We start from the raw sequence: 19,212 nt of genomic DNA, 5'->3' as shown, positions 1-19,212 counted from the left end.
TTTCCTACTTTTTCAGGGTGCAAAGGTATGCAAAAAAGCGCTAATATGGGATTAAAGTTACACCCATCATTTCCCGATGACTTTGATCAACATGTCTTTTTCCACTTGATCTGTTAACCGCATCCCGTTGAGAAGGGAGAGTTCTTCAAAGCGCTCAGTGGCCATGCCAAAATGCTGAAAAGCTGCCTGTAAGGTCATTTGCCGGGGAACTGTTTTGATTTTGATAATGTCAGGCTTGCGATTTAGTTTCTCCGAATCGCGCAATTCCTGAAAATCCCGCATGGTCTTTTGAAAAACGGGCTGATAAGAGTCAAACTTTGCAAGGTCTGCAATCCCCATCAGGCTGTAAATATTCCCGTCAAACTGAATAAGTGTCGAAAGAACACGAATGGTGCCCTGTTCCTGCTTTTGATCGGCCACCATGACTAGAGCAGGCAGTTTATTGATGGTCTCTTTCTTAGATTCCACCTTGGTGAGTTTGTATTTTTCCAAGACTGCATTTGCAGCTTCCTCCAATGTAGCCCCCGGGGCAAACGTGAGCATCATAATCGCATCTCCTGCCTTAGGCGCCATTTGAAACTGCTGAGGAGTATTTTGATGCCCCCAGGCTGTCGGAATCGGAAACTGGATTTTCAGCACCGGATGGTAAAAGGTATTGTTCTCCACAAATCCCTGCTTCGGATCTTCACCTATTACCAGTCCATCAATTTTCCGCAGATAACTATCTCTATTTACCTCAAATTTGGCAATACCTGATTTCTGCTGCCAGTTTCTAGCCAAGTTTTCAACGGTGGCATTCCTTTCGTCAGGAGAAGGGTGTGTTGAGAGAAAAGGCGGGATTTCACTTGCTCCTGAATTTCCCTGTTGTCTTTCGAGCGTTTCGAAAAAGCCAGCCATTTCCACAGCATCATACCCGATTTGAGAAGAATATTCAACTCCTAACTTATCCGATTGACGCTCTGCATCCCTTCCAAACTTCAATAATGCCAGCTGCATTCCTTGAGACAAAGGATCCATAAACTGTCCCAGTTCCGGCACCAATATAATCCCTGCCAAGAGTCCCAGTTGACCGAATAATTGATTCCGCTGCTGAATCACTGAGTGTCTAGCCGTAATATGACCAATCTCATGACCCAACACGCCCGCAAATTCCGCCTCATTATTGAAGTGGGCCATAATACCACGTGTAAAATACACGTAACCACCCGGGACTGCAAAGGCATTAATGACAGGCGAATCCACAATTTTGAACTCATATCCCAAGTTTGGACGGTGGGAGATTGCGGCCATTTCATTTCCTTTGGCAGTAATAAATTCTTGGAGTTGGGGATCTTCATATAGCCCAAAAAAGGCGACGATTTCAGGATCCGACTGCTTCCCCATGGCAACTTCCTGAGCTTCAGACATGAATACAACCTGCTTTTTACCGGTAACAGGGTTGGTTGCGCAAGAACTTAAACTCAAAAGTATCAACACTGAACATAAGTTAAAGACGTCCTTGAAAGTTCTCATAGGTTTATATGTTTAGCGATTAGATTTTAATTAGTTAGAAAAAATCCATTCCAATTGATTAGCAAATGAAAGTAGTTTTTCTTCACTTACAAAAGTGGTTCTTTCTATTTAAGAAAAGAAAAATTTCTTCTGGGAAAGCCATGACTGGAGTCACTCACAATGGCAATATTCCTTAGTTAATAAAACACCTCGGATATAAATCGCTACTCAGAAGTTCAAGCCCTTCAGGCTTGACCCAATCTCATTCAAACTCATCATTTCCATGGGTTGCACCCATGGCTATTCATAGTTTGATCCCTTTGGGATCAGAGATATTATTAGGTGAAAACAATAAGGAATGACTGCGAAGCAGCCGAACAATGAATAGCCTCCCATGAAATGGATGGACCAGTTAGTCTACGCCCACGTGAGTGTCTCCACTCACGTGTTCAATACTCAAAATAATTTGCTTTATCCATGAATTAGGAAGCACTCAATCATTTCACTACCGAATTAAATGAACTTCCAACCGAAGATTGTAAAACCCATATCAGTTAGCTGTGAGTGAAACACTCACCACGGCAAAATTCTTTGCGCTTTCTTGGTGATCTTCGCGGCTAAAAACAAAAAAACCGGACCTCACAGCCCGGTTTTCAATAATCATCTTATCAATCAAAGTGGATGAACTGTCAGCAAATCTCCATCTTTTTGGACTTTGGCAAGTTCCTTTTTGGTCAGGCCTTTCATTGCTAGATCCCACTTCTTATTGCTTAACCCAGTTTGTTCTTTGAGTTTGGTCAGATCTATTGGATGTTCTTTTTTAAGCAAATCCATTACCAGTTTTTCCTCCTCGGTAAGCTCCACCGCTTTCTTCTCAGGTCTCATCTGAGGGAAGAAGAGCACTTCCTGGATAGTGGTGTTATTCGTAAGCAACATGGTCAAGCGGTCGATGCCGATCCCCAAACCTGAGGTTGGTGGCATGCCGTATTCCAAAGCGCGAAGAAAATCTTCATCCATTGCCATAGCTTCATCATCCCCTCTTTCAGCCAATTTCAACTGGTCTTCAAACCGCTCACGCTGATCGATAGGATCATTTAACTCTGTATAGGCATTGGCTATTTCTTTCCCATTCACAAAAAGCTCAAAGCGCTCCACCAAACCGGGTTCCGTTCTATGCTTTTTCGCCAGTGGTGTCATCTCTATCGGATAATCTGTAATGTAAGTTGGCTGGATCAAGTTCGCTTCCACCTTCTCTCCGAAGATTTCATCCACCAGCTTTCCCTTACCCATGGTTGCATCGGTCTCAATGCCCATTTCCGCGCAGACTTTACGCAATCCTTCCTCATCCATCTTACTCACGTCGATTCCGGCGTACTCCTTGATGGAATCGTACATAGTCAGTCTTCTATAAGGTCCCGCAAACTCAATTTCATTTGCCCCAACCGTGATTTTGGTTTTGCCGTGAATCGCCTCAGTCACCTGCTCGATCAGTTCCTCCACCATTTTCATCATCCAGATATAATCCTTGTAGGCTACATAGATTTCCATGGAAGTGAATTCGGGATTATGGGTACGATCCATACCCTCGTTTCGGAACATTTTCCCAAACTCATACACTCCGTCAAATCCTCCTACAATCAGCCTCTTTAGATATAGCTCATTCGCTATTCTCAAGAAAAGTGGCATATCCAAGGTATTGTGATGCGTATTGAAAGGTCGCGCGGCAGCTCCACCATGCACGGCCTGAAGAATTGGTGTCTCCACTTCCAGCCATCCATGATCGTCGAAATATCGACGCATTTGCGTGATGATTCTAGAGCGGGTGATAAAAGTCTTCTTCACCTCAGGATTCACTGTCAGATCCACATAGCGCTGGCGATATCTCATCTCCGGATCAGTAAATCCATCGTGCACATTTCCATCCTCATCTCTTTTCACCACAGGAAGCGGCTTCACAGATTTAGAAAGAATGGTCAATTCCGTGACGTGAAGAGAGATCTCACCTGTCTGTGTGGTGAAAATATAGCCTTTCAAGCCAAGGAAATCCCCTATGCCCAAGAGCTTTTTAAATACCGTATTATATAACGTCTTGTCTTCGCCTTCACAGATATCATCACGGCGGACATAGAATTGCAGCCTACCGGTAGCATCCTGAATCTCTCCAAAAGATGCCGACCCCATAATACGACGGCTCATCAAACGTCCTGCTATAGAAATCCCCTTGTAGTCATTCTTGCGATTTTCATAGTTACGATGAATATCTTCTGAAGTGACATTGATCGGAAATGCCTCAGCAGGATAGGGATTGACCCCCAGCTTCATCAGTTCTTCCCGATCTTTACGTCTTTCTATTTCCTGTTCGCTCAAAAGTTGCATTGTATTGTTTTGAATTTTTAAGTTCTTGTTTGTTATGGCTGGAAGACCGCAGACGGGAGACCGAAGTCGGTTTCTACGGTCTCCCGTCTTCCGACTTCCGTCTTGTGATCTCACGCTTTATCATAGAAAACTCCCTACTGCTTTGTCCGGCAATACTGGAGTTCTCAGATGCCCTACGGATCAGATACGGCATTACTTTCTCCACAGGACCATAGGGTACATACTTCAAGACCCTATATCCTGCATCCGCCAGATTGAAGGAAATATTGTCACTCATGCCATAGAGCTGTGCAAAGAACACCCAGTCAGAATTTCTATCTATTCCATGCTTCTCCATCAGTGCAATCACAAGATGGTTACTTGCTTCATTGTGCGAGCCGCTGACCAGATACACACCATGCTCGATGCAGAACTCCACCCCAAGATCATAATCTCTATCAGTTGCTGATTTGCTAGGCTGAATCGGGCTCTGATAGCCCATTTCAGCTGCACGTTCTGCCTCTTTTTCCATATATGCACCACGTACCAACTTTGCGCCCAATAAGTAGCCTTTGGCTTTTGCTGTCGCTTCAGCTGCTTTCAGACGGGCCAGCATATCATGCCGGTACATCTGATAAGTATTATATACAATGCAGGTTTCTAGATTGTACTTCTCCATGGCTTCGTATGCCAACTCATCAATCACATCCTGAAACCAAGACTCCTCTGCATCAACCAATATTTTTACTCCTTTTTGGAAAGCAGTACTGCACAATTGATCTACCCGCTTTTTCATTCTGTCAAAAGCAAGACTTTCTTCCTTCGAAAGCGTCTCCCCTGCTTGCACCTTAGTCATGATCTGATAATCACCAAGCCCTGTCACCTTAAATACCGCGAATGGCAAAGACGATTGATTCTCTGCTTTCTCAATAGTTTTCAAAATCTCGGCACAAGTTTGATCATAACTTGCTTCATCTCCTTCTCCCTCTACCGAATAATCGAGTGTGCTTTCCACTCCATATTCGGCTAATTTCTGTGCGGCCGATGTGCTTTCGGCTATCGTCTCTCCTCCACAAAAATGCCCGAACATCGTCTGCTTCATAATCCCTTTGATAGGCAAATGAAGCCTAAAGCCCAAATTAGTCAGGGCAATTCCGAGATTGGAGACAAATTTATTATTCAACATGGCAAAAACCATGTACATTTTTCTGAGTTCTGAATCACTTTTTGAGGCAAAGGCAACCTTTAAATTCTCAAAAGAAATATTGGGTTTGGCGGGCATATTCCGGAAATAAAGCTGCAAAGATATTAAAAAAACTGCTTTTGCTTTCCTTTTGTTGGGATAATTCAGGTGAGGAATAGGGAGTTGAAATCAAGCCTGCCTACCACAGACAGGCATGCCCCACGCGAAACATAGCGGGATGAGTATCCGCAGTGATGCCGGTAGCGATATCATCTTTGCTATAATGCGGGGAGCCCTATCCGACGTGAGACTGGATAAGGTCAAAAATGGAGGGAAAAATCTGCCAGATCTAATAAAGTGGGGCTCCTGCCTAAAAGAAAGTCCGATTTATGTTAATGAAAAATGAAAAACTAAAGCAACATCCTTTTCCCAAATGCTCCTGAACCATTCTTAAATTATTCCAAAAAATATTTGACAATTATTTCAGTATGATTTTAAGGAAAAAGCAGTATATTATTCTGAAAACAGCTAAATTTTTGTTGAAATTTAGAAATTTTCAAGGAATTGCCTGAATCGTTGAGGATTAAATAATATAGTTATCAGAAAATTAATTTTGATTTTAAAAATCACCACTTTACATTTGGCACATGTTAAACACAGCAGCGACATATTTTAGCTTCTTTTACTTTTACTTTCGAAGACAAAATCGAATCGGAGTTGTGTATTGCCTAGCCTAAACTAAGAACAACATATAACACATAAAGCCCGATTCGAAAGAGTCGGGCTTTTTTTATTTAACGCTCAGTATTATGAAAGAACACAAGCAAATCAAAGACTGGGGCCTAGGACTAACAGGCCCAACCATCATCGCAGGTCCCTGCTCCGCAGAGACTCCGGAGCAAATCGAACAGATCTGTATCGAGATGAAGGAAAACAACGTAATCCCATCCATGTTCCGCGCAGGAATCTGGAAGCCAAGAACCAGACCGGGAAGCTTCGAAGGTATCGGCGAAGAAGGATTGAAGTGGATGGAGATCGTCCGTCATCACCTGAACATCCCGATCACTGTGGAAGTGGGAAATGCTGCCCACGCAGAAATCGCCCTTAGAAATAATGTGGACGTGGTTTGGGTAGGTGCAAGAACTACAGTAAATCCTTTCGCAGTACAGGAAATTGCTGATGCGTTGAGAGGATCAGATATCCCTGTAATGGTAAAGAACCCGATGAATCCGGATCTTGATCTTTGGATGGGAGCTTTGGAAAGATTTCATGCGGTGGGCCTGACTAAACTGGCAGCCATCCACAGAGGGTTCTCTGATGCGTATGACAAGCGATACAGAAACAAACCAAACTGGTCAATGCCGATGCACCTCAAGCGTGTGTGGACCGGTATGGAAGTAATCAACGACCCTTCTCACATCGTAGGAAAAAGAGATGGAATCCAGGAAATTTCCCAGAAGGCTATGAACTTTGGTCTAGATGGCTTGATGATAGAAACTCACCACGATCCGGACAAAGCTTGGTCTGATGCAAAGCAGCAAGTAACTCCTGCCCGTCTGAAAGAAATTTTGGATGCTATTGATTTCAAAAAACCTCTAGAATCCGAGCAGCCGAGTGAGCGTCTCAATGATTTGAGAAGAGCTGTGGATCACTTGGATGATCAGTTGTTGGATATCCTTCAGGAAAGATTCGCTGTGATCGATCAGATCGGTGCACATAAAAGAGAGCATCACCTATCCGTATTTCAGTCTGACCGCTGGAAAGAAGTGATGGAAGGACGTACCGCAAAGGGAGTTCAGAAAAACCTTAGCGAGAAATTTATGCGGGAGTTACTTTATTGTATCCATGAAGAATCAGTAAAGCGTCAGGAAAAGCAGCTTAGAGAAGCTGATCCCGTAAAAAAGTAAATTCATAATCACTGAGCTTATTGTAAATCTGAGGGGAATGTTTCTCCTCAGATTTTTACTCTAATTTCAGACTCAGTAAACTCTCGTTTTCGTGGACTCAATTATCTTTTCTGAAAATGCATCTGTTGATTTGACTGCTGTACTCAGCGAACTCAAATTCTCCAGTCTTTTTATTCTTACAGATGAAAACACCAAAGAGCATTGTTTGCCTTTGGTTGAAGAAGTTTTCCCTTCCAACAGCACTTTCCTGACAATAGATTCCGGGGAGAAAAACAAGACCATCGCCACTTGCATGGAAATATGGGCAGCGATGACCGAAGCCCAACTCGACAGAAAAGCACTTTTCCTCAATATTGGAGGCGGAGTACTCAGCGATATGGGTGGATTTTGTGCAAGCATTTACAAAAGAGGAATCCGCTTCATCAATATGCCCACTACCCTCCTGAGTCAGGTGGATGCGAGTGTGGGGGGAAAATTGGGAGTGGATTTTGAAGGGCTGAAAAACCATCTTGGGGTGTTCAATGAACCTGAAACAGTTATTGTGGCATCCGAATTCTTGAAGACTTTACCGGAACTGCAGCTTCGGTCCGGCTATGCGGAGATCATAAAGCACGGATTGATTCGGGACAAGAAGTATTTCGGGAGTCTGGACTTTGACCACTGGCAAAATTCCTATTGGACTCCACTAATCCACCACTCTGTGGAGATAAAACGGGCTGTTGTCAAAGAAGATCCCAAAGAAGCCGGTCTACGTAAGATTTTAAACTTTGGCCATACCATCGGCCATGCATTTGAAACTTACTTTTTGGATGGGCCCCGTCATTTGCTACACGGTGAAGCCATTGCCGTAGGCATGATTTGCGAAGCATGGCTTTCATACAAAAAATTAGACCTTTCTATGGCAGAGGTGAAGCAAATTCAATCTGCCTTCTTGAAAGTGTACGGCAAAATAGAAATCCTGGAAACTGACATCCCGGAAGTTCTGGATCTTTGCCTGCAAGACAAAAAAAATGAGGGCAAAGAATTGATGTTCTCTTTGCTCAGTTCTATCGGAGACTGTACTTATAATATCCCTGTAAGTCGACAGGAAATCCGTGAAGCAATCCATTATTATCAAAATCTACCTCAGACCTAACTTCATATATTTTGACTACTGAAATCATGGAAACCATTCATCTGGCACAAAAATCAGATTTTTCGGCCACCCATATCCCGCTCCCTTCTTCCAAAAGTGAATCCAACCGCGTACTTATTATAGATGCCCTGACTGAAGGAGAAAATAAGCTGAGCAATCTTGCCGAGGCCCGTGACACGCAAACGATGATCAGTTTGCTGAAGAAAAACCCACCTGTATATGATGTGCTGGATGCAGGGACGACCATGCGTTTTTTGACTGCCTATGCCGCGATCACCAATCAGAAAAAGGTGATGACAGGAACACCTAGAATGTGCGAACGTCCAATCGGGATTTTGGTGGATGCGCTGAGGACGGTGGGTGCAGAAATTCATTACTTGGGTGTGGAAGGTTATCCTCCTATGGCGATCCATGGCCTTCCAGAGCAGAAAAGCGATAAAGTAAAAATCAGGGGAGACGTTTCCAGTCAATACATTTCGGCGATGCTTATGATCGCTCCTCTGCTTCCAAAGGGATTGGAAGTAGAATTGGAAGGCAAAGTCGGTTCGCGCTCCTATATAGAAATGACATTGGATTCCATGTCTCAGTTTGGAATCAATTACACTTGGACTGACAATAAAATCTCTGTGCCTCATCAAGCCTACCGGCCTACTACTTTTGCTGTAGAAAGCGACTGGTCTGGAGCAGGTTACTGGTTTAGCCTCTTGGCTTGCGCTGATTCAGGTGAGCTTTTTCTCTCCGGTCTGAAAGAAAACAGCTTGCAGGGAGATTCTGCTGTAGTGGAAATCATGGATCAATTGGGAGTAAAAAGCACTTTTCAGAACGGGGGCGTTTTATTGCAAAAACAAGCTGTGAAAGGCTTGAAAACTTGGGATTTTACCCATTGCCCAGACTTGGCTCAGACGATCGCTGTGACTTGCGCCATTCTGGGACAGAACGCAACTTTCACCGGACTGGAAAGCCTAAAAATCAAGGAGACAGATAGAATTTATGCCCTGCAGCAGGAGCTTGCAAAATTCAATGCAGATTTAAAGGAAATCGAACCTGAAGTATATCAGGTGATTCCATCTGTGACTATGCCTGCAGAAGTGAAAATCCATACCTATGAAGATCATCGAATGGCGATGGCTTTTATGCCCTTGATCACTAAAACGCGGGTAAGCATAGAAGATCCATCCGTAGTCAATAAATCATATCCGAGCTTTTGGAAGCATTGCCAGCTTGCAGGAATTTCTATCGTAAGTCAATCCTAATCTATGAGTAAGCTTAAAATAGCTATTCAAGGCGTGCTTGGGTCTTTCCATCATCAAGTTGCCTTACGAAATTTCGGTGAAGACATAGAAATTTTGGACTTTACCACCTTCGAGCCGGTAGCACGATCGGTTGCAAACGGCGAAGCTGATTTTGCCGTGATGGCGATAGAGAACTCCATTGCCGGAGCGATTTTACCAAATTATGATTTGATAGACCGCTACGGACTAAGTATTCGGGATGAATACTACCTGCCTATCGGACATCAATTCATGGCACTTCCAGGACAGACTATCGAAGACATTACCGAAGTCCGCTCACATCCTATGGCACTGTTGCAATGCAAGGCTTTTTTTGCGCAGCATCCCCATATCCGGCTCAAGGAAGACACCGACACAGCATCAGTCGCACGTGATATTGCCAAAGAAAATCTCAAAGGCATTGCAGCGATAGCATCCACAATTGCCGCAGAAATCTACGGTATGGAAATCATTGCAGCGGATATTCAGACGGTGAAAAGTAATTTTACCCGCTTTATAATTCTCCAAAAAGAAGCATTGGCACTCAGAAACACCGTCAATAAAGCTTCTATCAAAGTCACCATACAAAATCAACAAGGCGGACTGGCGAAACTGCTGACCTTGATTTCCGAAAACGGTATTGATTTGAGCAAAATCCAGTCAATTCCGGTGATCGAAAAACCGTGGGAATATGCATTTTTTATCGACTTGGTTTTTGAAGATCATGCCATCTTCTCACAGACAATTGAAGAAATTCGAACTAGTTTTGGTGAAGTGAAAATTTTTGGAGAGTACTTGAGTCGAAAACAATGAAATCCTATTAGAATTATATTGGGTTTTAGTATAAGGAAATCCCCCTTGTTCCCTTTAAGAAAGGGGGAATTGCCTAATTTGAACCTCAATCATCAATTCAAGAACATAGGTTCTGTTACACTGTTAGGCATTTAAAAAATCAAAAGAATACACACATGAAAGGCTTTGCAGATCGGGTGAGCAGCGTGGAAGAATATTATTTTTCCGCAAAACTCCGTGAGGTAAATCAGATGATAGCTGACGGAAAACCGGTGATCAATCTAGGAATAGGCAGTCCGGACTTGGCTCCTGACAAAAAAGTAACCGAGGCGCTGAAAAGCACCGCAGACAATCCTCAGGCACACGGCTATCAGAGCTATCAGGGAATCCCTGAACTGAGGATTTCCATAGCGAATTTCTACGCCGGAGAGTACGGAGTCAGCCTAGATCCAAACAGGGAAATCCTTCCGATGATGGGTTCTAAAGAAGGAATCATGCATCTCAGCATGACATTCTTAAATCCGGAGGATGAAGTACTGATTCCAAACCCGGGCTATCCCACCTACACTTCTGTCACCAATTTGCTGGGGGCAAAACCGGTTTATTATTCCATTGACTTGATTAAAGCCGGAAGACCGAATCTGGAAGAGTTAGAGAAACAGGATTTAAGCAAAGTGAAAATCATGTGGATCAACTATCCGCACATGCCCACAGGCGCGCAGGGAAGTCGGGAGATTCTGCAAGAATTGGTGGCCTTTGCCAAAAAACATGAAATCGTATTGCTTCACGACAATCCGTACAGTCATATTTTGACCAAAGAGCCAATTAGCATTTTGTCAATTCCCGAAGCGAAAGATGTTGCGATGGAGCTGAATTCTCTGAGTAAGGCATTCAATATGCCCGGCTGGCGCGTGGGAATGCTTGCTGGACGGGAAGACTGGATTTCGAAAGTACTAAAAGTGAAAAGCAATATGGATTCCGGGATGTTTTTGGGAATCCAGAAAGGGGCTATCGCCGCACTGAATCTGGGAGAAAGTTGGTTTTCGGATATTGAAAGCACGTACCAAAACCGTAGAAAATTGGTATGGAAGCTGGCGGATAAACTCAACTTAACCTACGACACCAAAGCCGCCGGACTATTCGTCTGGTGTAAAGTTCCTGATGATAAAACTGCCGATCAAGTGGTAGACGAACTACTATACGAAAGAAATATATTCATAACTCCCGGGAAAATCTTCGGCTCGGAAGGCGAAGGCTATGTACGCTTTTCGCTTTGCATGCCGGAATTCAAGATCCTGGAAGCTATCAACCGCATTAAATAAGAGCACATGAACAAACTACACATTGTCGGATTGGGACTTCTTGGAGGCTCATTTGCTTTGGCAGCAAAAAACAAATTCCCTGAAATTCTGATTACAGGAACAGATGCAGACGAAAAGAATCTTCAGGATGCGCTAAATCTGGGAATCATTCAGGAAACAAAAGACACCCCTGATGCGGACACGGATATTGTCATTCTGGCCACACCGGCTGATTCCTTAGGAAACTTACTTTTGAAAACTCTTGATCAAATTGGCGGGCAAACCTTGGTTTTTGATGTGGGATCTACCAAAGCCAAACTTTGTGCTCTAGTGGCAGATCATCCTAAAAGGAAACATTACTTAGCAGCGCACCCCATTGCAGGAACCGAATACTCAGGCCCCAAAGCAGCATTCACGGGATTATTGGACCGCAAAGTGATGATCATCTGCGATCTGGAGAAGACGGACTTACAATTGAAAGAAAAGGCTTACGAACTTTTTGATGCACTAAATCTGAAGTTGAGATTTATGGATCCCGAGGAGCACGACCGTCACTTGGCATTCGTGTCTCACCTATCACATATCTCTTCATTTATGCTTGGCAAAACCGTCTTGCAGAAGATGGAAGACGATAAGAACATCTTTGATATGGCAGGATCCGGATTTGCTTCCACCGTCCGTTTAGCCAAATCCAGTCCGGCAATGTGGGCTCCTATTTTCACAGAAAACAAGAATAATATCTTGTCTGCATTGGACGGCTACATAGCTAACCTAACAGCTTTTCGTGATAAAATCTCAGCAAGTGATAGCCAGGGTTTATCTGATGAAATGACAGAAATCAATTCAATTCGGGATATTCTGGATATGGAAAGATAAACTGAGTTCAGATATCTTTAAGCGCCATTTGTCACGAAAGCAAATGGCGTTTTATTTTTATTTTTGTGTTTATCCGATTATACCCTAACAATTAATAAGATGAACCATTTTTTATTTTTGCTTCGTTAATTCAGTATCTTATTACCGCTTTAGCTTTTAAAAGTCCAAAGAAATGACACTACAATATATCCCTGATACCGAAGGCAATACTACCGGAGTCATCATTCCAATCAAGGTGTGGCAATCTCTGAAAGCCAAGTATGCTGAATTACAAGAAGCCGAAAGCTCTACAGAGCTAACTGAATGGCAAAAAAATCATTGACGAACGTCTTTCCGACTATTATAAAAACCCGGACAATGTCAGTGACTTTGACAAAACACTTGACGATATCGAGCGGATTTTATGAATTTCAACTTTGTCAATAGGCCAAGGGTAAAAACTGACCTCAGTAGTACTGTCGCCTATTACAAAGAAATTAATCCAGAGCTGGCTAAACAGTTTTTATTCCGTATTCGAGAAGCCAAAACCAGGATAGCCCAATCAATCCTAAACCCGATACCTATGAAACACTTTTTAAGACTACTAGTTCTACTAATCTCCTTTGAGGGATTTAGTCAATCTTCTGATCATTGGAAAACAGTAGAAACAGCCACGGATCCGATATCCAGGCATGAAAACTCCTTCGTAGAATGCGGTGGCAAATTTTACCTTTTGGGCGGAAGGGGTATCAAACCAATTGAAGAATACAATCCCAAAACAAAAACCTGGAAAACCTTGGCGGAAGCTCCCATAGAGTTTCATCATTTCCAAGCTATTTCGTTTAAGAATGAAATCTATGTAATCGGAGCATTGACGGGAGGATATCCCCACGAAACACCGTTGACACATTTCTTGATTTTCAACCCAAAAACCAACACTTGGCGGGAAGGAGCGGAAATCCCGGAAGAGAGGCGAAGAGGTTCTGCCGGGGTTTTGGCACGTGGTGATAAAATCTATATGGTCTGCGGAATCGTAGATGGTCATTATGCTGATTTTGTGCCTTGGCTCGATGAATATGACACCAAAACAGGAGAATGGACAGTGCTTCCTGATGCTCCAAGACCACGGGATCACTTTGGTGCAGTGCTCGTGGACGACAAAATTTACGCTGCCGGCGGTAGGACTTCCCATGCCGAGATAGGGAAAGTGCTGGATCTCGTGATTTCTGAAGTGGACTATTTTGATTTTAAAACCAATTCATGGAGCACCGTAGAGGCTGGCTTGCCCACTCCAAGAGGAGGCACGTCTTCTATAGGGAAAGGGCATTATTTACTTATAATGAACGGGGAAAGCACCGTGCAGGAAGCATCACATTCAGAAGTGGAAGTATTGGACACCAGAACGGACGAGTGGTCAAGGCTAGCGGATCTGAATCAGGGAAGACATGGTACAGGTGTGATATATTACAAAGGCAAATTGTACGTAGCTGCAGGAAGTGCCAATCGCGGTGGTGGACCTGAGTTAAATGACATGGAAGTGCTGGAGTGGGAATAACAGTTTTTAACTGTGACCTTGTGACTGAAAATTATTCATTGATCAATGAAATTCCATCCCGGCTTCTTAATTTCCCTTAATGCCGGCTATTTTTCTCAAAACCGGCTTTCATTTTGAATACCTACCTGCAGAACTAAACAAACACACATGAAATCGAGCATGTCGAAGACGACACACAACTTGTCCCGAACTTGTTTCGGGAGAGGGATGATTATCTGTAATGCGAGATTCCATAGCTTGCCCTGAATAATCGGGGTAGCCTTAAAAATCAAATTATAAACACATGAAAAACTACTTAACTATCCTCGTGGCCTTTTTATTGGCTGTTCCCGTTTTAGCACAGGACAATATGACTGTGCCTTTGATCGAAGTAGAAGGATTTAGCGAAAGAAAGATTGCTCCTGATGAAGCTTCTTTCCTCATAAATCTGGAAGAAAAAGCCATGAAAGTCACCGATGCGGTACAAGTGCTCAACAAAAAAACAGAGCTTCTGACAAATGCATTAAAAAAAGCCAAAATCAAGGACTACAAGTTGATTGCTGACAATTATTCTGTGGATGTCAATCGCATCTACAGAGGAGGTACACAACGTGATTCCGGGTATGTAGCCAGACAGTCCCTTCGCGTGGTGACAAACAGCAAAAATGAAGACTTGCAGAAAATCGTCGAATCCATACAAGGAGCCGGCGACATGAGCTTTAATTTACATTTCCTGATTTCTGAAGCCACCCAAAAATCACTAGAAAACGAACTGCTTGCAGAAGCATTGAAAAATGCGGAAAGCAGAGCCCTTTTGATCGCTCAAACATTGAACATTAAATCCATACGCGTTCACAGAGTGTCCTTAGAAGCACAGCCTATAGCTAGGCCTTATGCCAAGATGGAGATGATGCGTGCCAGTGCAGATGCCGCGGATGCCCCGCCATTGTTCAATCCTGACGATCAAAGCATCGAAAAAAGAGTTTATGTAAAATACACCTATTAAGAATAGGCTGTATCATGCTCAGCTTTTCTTGTCAGGCTGAGTCTTGAAAATTAAGGAATATACAAAAAGGAGATAACGGTTTTTGAACCGGGGTTTTTGTCACCTGAGCGAAGTCTTTGATTCTGCTCAGGTGACAAATTTCATTTATGAGACGGCCTTTTTTTTGGATTTTATAATTTTGACAAGCTAACTCTCTCATTATTTTTCTCAACAAATGAAGCAATCCAACATCAGGAAAAAGCCCAAACTACATGCTACCATAGAAGCCAAATGTCAAGAAATTGGCTTTACGATGCCATCGGATGTTTATATAGGAACCCTTTTGAAAACTTTGGCAGCAAGTAAACCCAGTGGCAATTTCCTCGAACTAGGTACCGGCATCGGCTTGTCTCTATCTTGGATGGCAGACGGAATGGATGATTCTAGCAAGCTTATTTCTATAGATAACGACCCCAAGCTAACGGAACCGGTCAGCCGACTTTTCAGCCAGGATTCCAGAGTCACTATTCTTTGCCAAGATGGTGCTGAGTGGATCAGAAGCTATAGCGGAGATTATTTTGATCTGATTTTTGCCGATGCATGGCCGGGAAAATACAGTGAATTAGACGAGACGTTGGCGCTGCTAAAAGTTGGGGGCATCTATGTGATTGACGATATGGACGAGCAGCCGAATTGGCCGGAAGGTCACGCCGAAAAAGCTGAAGAGCTAATTAGCACACTTGAGGCACGGGAAGACTTTTGCATCACAAAAATGAATTGGTCAACGGGGATAATACTGATGACCAAACTTCATTAAACCATAGCGATCATCTCATCTCTATAGTACCGGTGCGGATCCTTTGCAAAAACAACGATTTTGAATTAGTTTTTAACGTACTTTTTCAGCTTTATAAATTTCTCAATCACCTTTAACTTACGGACAGAGTTTTAATTGCACACTCAACGAAAACCATAACAAAAAGGAAATCTCAGAAAGCGTAAGGCAAATCCAAAAAGTCGCTATACTTAAACCCGAAATGATATAAGATATAATGAACGATTCGAGAAGAGAATTTTTAAAGAAAGCTGCATTGGTCACCGGTGGAGCTAGTATCTGGAGTGCCATGCCTTCAGCCGTTCAGCGGGCCATGGCGATCCCTGCAGCACCTGGAACTACTTTTTACGATGCAGAGCATGTAGTGATGCTGATGCAGGAGAACAGATCTTTTGACCACTGCTTCGGCACCATGAAGGGCGTTCGCGGCTTCAATGATCCAAGGGCAATTTACCTTCCTGATCAAAATCCTGTTTGGCTTCAGCCGGACAAAGATGGAAACCGATTTGCACCTTTTCGCTTTGACATCAAAGACACCAAAGCTACTTGGATGAGCGGAACTCCCCATTCTTGGGAAAATCAAGTGGATGCACGAAACGAAGGAAAATACAACAATTGGATCGAAGCAAAAAGACCCGGAAAGGAATTTTATGACATGCCTCTGACTATGGGGTTTTACAGCAGGGAAGATTTGCCTTTCTATTATGCTCTGGCGGATGCTTTCACGGTGTGCGATCAGCATTTTTGCGCAGCACTTACCGGCACCACTACCAATAGAAATTACTTCTGGACAGGCAAAACACATGGAGCAGATGGAGAGAAAGCCAAAGTCAGAAATAGTGAATTAACCTATGAAAAGGAGGGGAGTTGGAAGACCTTTCCTGAGCGGCTAGAGGAAAACGATATCTCTTGGAAAGTCTACCAAAATGAACTCAGCATCACAACTGAGCTTGAAGGCGAGCCAGAATCACTTTTGGCAAATTTTACCGACAATAATCTGGAGTGGTTTTCACAATACGGCGTACGTCTCCATCCTGCACATTATCTTTTTCTACAACAAAGGGAAAAGGAACTATCTGCTGAAATAGCGGCTCTAAAAGCGCAACTAGAAAGCAATCCGGCAAATACCGACGATCTTAAAAAGGAACTGAAGGAAAAGGAAGATGGGTTGGACTATCTGGCAGTGTATCTTAAAAAATGGAATGCAGCCGAATTTGAAAAGCTTTCCGATCATGCCAAAAGCCTTCATAAAAAAGCATTTCAAACGAATACGGGTGATCCCGACTATCATCAGACAGAAAAACTTTCCTACCAAGAAAATGGAGAAGATCGGGAAACTTTGATTCCCAAGGGAGATATTCTGCACCAATTCCGTAAGGATGTGAGAGAAGGTACTTTGCCTACAGTCACTTGGCTTGTAGCCCCACAGAAATTCTCAGATCATCCAAGTGCTCCCTGGTATGGAGCCTGGTACGCTTCAGAAGTGATGAATATTTTGACTGAAGACCCTGAAGTCTGGAAGAAAACGATATTCATCGTCAATTACGATGAGAATGATGGCTATTTCGATCATATCCCACCATTCGTACCACCACATCCCCACGAACCAAATGGAAAGATGTCCGAAGGCTTGTCAAGCGCAGGAGAATTTGTCACTGCCGAAGAAGAGCTCAAAGCAGGATTTGCACCAGAAGAAGTAAGAACAAGCCCAGTCGGTTTAGGGTACAGAGTTCCTTTGATTATCGCCTCTCCATGGTCACGGGGCGGATGGGTCAATTCTGAAGTTTGCGACATTACTTCCACCATTCAGTTTTTGGAGAAATTCCTCTCTAAAAAAACCGGAAAAGTGATCGAAGAAACAAATATCAGTTCTTGGAGACGAACCGTAAGTGGAGATTTGACCTCAGTTTTCAGGCCTTACAATGGTGAGAAAATAACCCAAGCTGAGCCGGTAGATCATGAAGAATTCGTAAAGCAGATTTATAACGCCAAGTTCAAAAACCTCCCTACCAACTTCATCAAGCTATCCGAAGAAGAAGCTAAAAAAGAATCCGGAAACAGAGACAACCCAGCTGTTTTTGCTACTCAAGAACCTGGAACAAAACCATCCAATAAACTGAATTATGACTTGCATGCTGACGGGACGCTCAGCAGGGATGGAAAGAATTTTGTCATCACTTTCTCTGCTTCCCAGGGCCTTTTTGGTAAAGACGCTTTAGGAGCGGGATTCAATGTGTATGCCCCCGGAAATTACCGAAACCCAAAAACAAAGCAATTTGAAGCGGTGAAAACATGGGCGTTTGCGGTAAAGTCGGGAGACAGCATTTCGTATGAATGGCCGATCTCCGAATTTGAAAATGGGCTTTGCCACCTTCGGGTCTATGGGCCAAATGGCTTCTATCGTGAATTTAAAGGTGCATCTTCTGCTTCAAATCTGGAAGTAAGTGTAAAGCCACATCTGAAAAACGGGAAAGTTACCGGCGAACTCGAATTGAGAATTAAGAATACTTCTCCTTCTAATTTAACTATCCTTGCCAAAGATGATATTTACCTCAAGCTAAACAAGGAAATCAAGCTCTCAGCAGGTACAGAAACTACCCTGAAAGCAGATACTAAAAAGCACAAAGGCTGGTACCAACTCAGTCTTACTGCAAGGAATGATCCCCACATGGAAATAACCTACGCGGGAAGGCTAGAAACCGGAAAAGACAGCATTTCTGATCCGCAGATGGGAAAAGCAATCTAACGCATTGCCTAGCTAGGGCTTGCTGAAAAAGTCTCAGGTATGCCAGCTTCAAGGCGGCCGAGTGAAGATGTATGCTTATACCTCGAATGAGGCCAACATAGAAAATGGTATGCCTGAGGCTAGCTTTAAAATTCCGATTTTGGGATTTTCTGATGCATGGATAAAGACCTATTGTGCTCAATACGCTTGCACTTGCTGAAAAACCGTTCGCATCAAAAATGGGGTAATCATTCAAAATGATAGCTTTTGATCTACTACAGGCGTTTTTCAGCATGCCCTAGCTACACTGTCCCAAAAGCATAAAAATTATCACAAAAACCAAGATAGTACCCAGGCATCCTCCACCCAGTTTGTATGCACCATAGCCTGCAATTAGTCCTTTGAAAAGATTATTCATATTGGAGAAATTTTAAGTTTTAAATTGATTGCTATGGCACCATTCACAAGTTGTGCCATAGCAGTTTTCAGTTTACAAACACATTGCTAAACCCAGAAAATCGAGCTTTCAGAAAGATTATTGGCTTTTTCAAAGCAACCTTTGAGTAAGAAAATCCCGATTTGAGACAAGAGCCATTTCCCAATTTGGGAAAAGTTACTGTTGACCTGATGTTGTTTATATGATTATCCGGAAATGCATTAAAAGAAATGTGATTATCCGCAATGATGCCAGTAGCCATATTTCCCTTGTTTTACTGGACGGAAGACCGAAGACGGGTGACCGAAGTGGCCTTGACCTTACCTGATTTTGGTTGTCACATTCTTGTCTTCCGGACAGTTAAGTTAAGTGATTGTTTTACTATTCTCTTTCTTGGTTGTTCAGGG

General features: G+C 43.1%; 14 protein-coding genes. 11 read left to right on the top strand and 3 right to left on the bottom strand.

The annotated features are described in order from the left end of the window. Positions 1 to 66: 66 nt before the first annotated feature. The 3 genes from J2X69_RS23265 to J2X69_RS23255 form a co-directional block, all read right to left on the bottom strand. Positions 67 to 1,512, bottom strand: coding sequence for a M48 family metalloprotease (locus tag J2X69_RS23265; protein ID WP_310108791.1), 1,446 nt, complete (start codon positions 1,510 to 1,512; stop codon positions 67 to 69). A gap of 651 nt (positions 1,513 to 2,163) precedes the next feature. Beyond that, positions 2,164 to 3,867 (bottom strand): lysine--tRNA ligase, encoded by a 1,704-nt coding sequence (gene lysS, locus J2X69_RS23260; RefSeq protein WP_310108788.1) that lies wholly within the window; start codon positions 3,865 to 3,867, stop codon positions 2,164 to 2,166. A gap of 73 nt (positions 3,868 to 3,940) precedes the next feature. Further along, entirely contained in the window at positions 3,941 to 5,128 is a 1,188-nt protein-coding gene (locus J2X69_RS23255) for a proline dehydrogenase family protein (RefSeq protein ID WP_310108785.1), read from the bottom strand. A 710-nt stretch (positions 5,129 to 5,838) separates the two neighbouring features. On the opposite strand from J2X69_RS23255, the gene J2X69_RS23250 reads away from it, so the two are divergent. From J2X69_RS23250 to J2X69_RS23200, 11 genes are all read left to right on the top strand, one after another. Further along, positions 5,839 to 6,936, top strand: coding sequence for a chorismate mutase (locus J2X69_RS23250; RefSeq protein ID WP_310108782.1), 1,098 nt, complete (start codon positions 5,839 to 5,841; stop codon positions 6,934 to 6,936). A 91-nt stretch (positions 6,937 to 7,027) separates the two neighbouring features. Next, entirely contained in the window at positions 7,028 to 8,071 is a 1,044-nt protein-coding gene (gene aroB / locus J2X69_RS23245) for a 3-dehydroquinate synthase (RefSeq protein WP_310108779.1), read from the top strand. A gap of 26 nt (positions 8,072 to 8,097) precedes the next feature. After that, a complete protein-coding gene (locus tag J2X69_RS23240) occupies positions 8,098 to 9,324 on the top strand; it encodes a 3-phosphoshikimate 1-carboxyvinyltransferase (protein WP_310108776.1) in 1,227 nt (408 codons plus the stop codon). Between the two features lie 3 nt (positions 9,325 to 9,327). After that, a complete protein-coding gene (locus J2X69_RS23235; RefSeq protein WP_310108774.1) occupies positions 9,328 to 10,155 on the top strand; it encodes a prephenate dehydratase in 828 nt (275 codons plus the stop codon). A gap of 155 nt (positions 10,156 to 10,310) precedes the next feature. Next, entirely contained in the window at positions 10,311 to 11,456 is a 1,146-nt protein-coding gene (locus J2X69_RS23230; RefSeq protein WP_310108771.1) for an aminotransferase class I/II-fold pyridoxal phosphate-dependent enzyme, read from the top strand. Positions 11,457 to 11,462: 6 nt separating this feature from the next. Further along, the gene (locus tag J2X69_RS23225) at positions 11,463 to 12,311 is read left to right on the top strand and encodes a prephenate dehydrogenase (protein WP_310108768.1); all 849 of its coding nucleotides are present in this window, start codon (positions 11,463 to 11,465) and stop codon (positions 12,309 to 12,311) included. Between the two features lie 172 nt (positions 12,312 to 12,483). Further along, on the top strand, positions 12,484 to 12,633 hold the full coding sequence (locus J2X69_RS23220) for a hypothetical protein (RefSeq protein ID WP_310108765.1): 150 nt from the start codon (positions 12,484 to 12,486) through the stop codon (positions 12,631 to 12,633). Positions 12,634 to 12,873: 240 nt separating this feature from the next. Then, positions 12,874 to 13,845, top strand: coding sequence for a kelch repeat-containing protein (locus J2X69_RS23215; protein WP_310108762.1), 972 nt, complete (start codon positions 12,874 to 12,876; stop codon positions 13,843 to 13,845). Positions 13,846 to 14,128: 283 nt separating this feature from the next. Then, positions 14,129 to 14,830, top strand: coding sequence for an SIMPL domain-containing protein (locus J2X69_RS23210; protein WP_310108759.1), 702 nt, complete (start codon positions 14,129 to 14,131; stop codon positions 14,828 to 14,830). A gap of 214 nt (positions 14,831 to 15,044) precedes the next feature. After that, positions 15,045 to 15,626 (top strand): class I SAM-dependent methyltransferase, encoded by a 582-nt coding sequence (locus J2X69_RS23205; RefSeq protein ID WP_310108757.1) that lies wholly within the window; start codon positions 15,045 to 15,047, stop codon positions 15,624 to 15,626. Positions 15,627 to 15,861: 235 nt separating this feature from the next. Continuing rightward, positions 15,862 to 18,390, top strand: a complete 2,529-nt coding sequence (locus J2X69_RS23200) for a phosphocholine-specific phospholipase C (RefSeq protein ID WP_310108755.1) — start codon at positions 15,862 to 15,864, stop codon at positions 18,388 to 18,390. Positions 18,391 to 19,212: the final 822 nt, after the last annotated feature.

The sequence above is a fragment of the Algoriphagus sp. 4150 genome, from assembly GCF_031457395.1.
Classification (GTDB): Bacteria; Bacteroidota; Bacteroidia; order Cytophagales; family Cyclobacteriaceae; genus Algoriphagus.
This window is presented reverse-complemented; position numbering and strand designations above follow the sequence as displayed.

Bases quoted from the DNA above. Each gene is read 5' to 3' on its own strand.
- J2X69_RS23210 (WP_310108759.1), top strand. From the start codon at position 14,129: ATGAAAAACTACTTAACTATCCTCGTGGCCTTTTTATTGGCTGTTCCC.
- lysS (WP_310108788.1), bottom strand. From the start codon at position 3,867: ATGCAACTTTTGAGCGAACAGGAAATAGAAAGACGTAAAGATCGGGAA.
- J2X69_RS23220 (WP_310108765.1), top strand. From the start codon at position 12,484: ATGACACTACAATATATCCCTGATACCGAAGGCAATACTACCGGAGTC.
- J2X69_RS23255 (WP_310108785.1), bottom strand. From the start codon at position 5,128: ATGCCCGCCAAACCCAATATTTCTTTTGAGAATTTAAAGGTTGCCTTT.
- J2X69_RS23235 (WP_310108774.1), top strand. From the start codon at position 9,328: ATGAGTAAGCTTAAAATAGCTATTCAAGGCGTGCTTGGGTCTTTCCAT.
- J2X69_RS23230 (WP_310108771.1), top strand. From the start codon at position 10,311: ATGAAAGGCTTTGCAGATCGGGTGAGCAGCGTGGAAGAATATTATTTT.
- J2X69_RS23200 (WP_310108755.1), top strand. From the start codon at position 15,862: ATGAACGATTCGAGAAGAGAATTTTTAAAGAAAGCTGCATTGGTCACC.
- J2X69_RS23265 (WP_310108791.1), bottom strand. From the start codon at position 1,512: ATGAGAACTTTCAAGGACGTCTTTAACTTATGTTCAGTGTTGATACTT.
- J2X69_RS23250 (WP_310108782.1), top strand. From the start codon at position 5,839: ATGAAAGAACACAAGCAAATCAAAGACTGGGGCCTAGGACTAACAGGC.
- J2X69_RS23205 (WP_310108757.1), top strand. From the start codon at position 15,045: ATGAAGCAATCCAACATCAGGAAAAAGCCCAAACTACATGCTACCATA.
- J2X69_RS23240 (WP_310108776.1), top strand. From the start codon at position 8,098: ATGGAAACCATTCATCTGGCACAAAAATCAGATTTTTCGGCCACCCAT.
- J2X69_RS23215 (WP_310108762.1), top strand. From the start codon at position 12,874: ATGAAACACTTTTTAAGACTACTAGTTCTACTAATCTCCTTTGAGGGA.
- J2X69_RS23225 (WP_310108768.1), top strand. From the start codon at position 11,463: ATGAACAAACTACACATTGTCGGATTGGGACTTCTTGGAGGCTCATTT.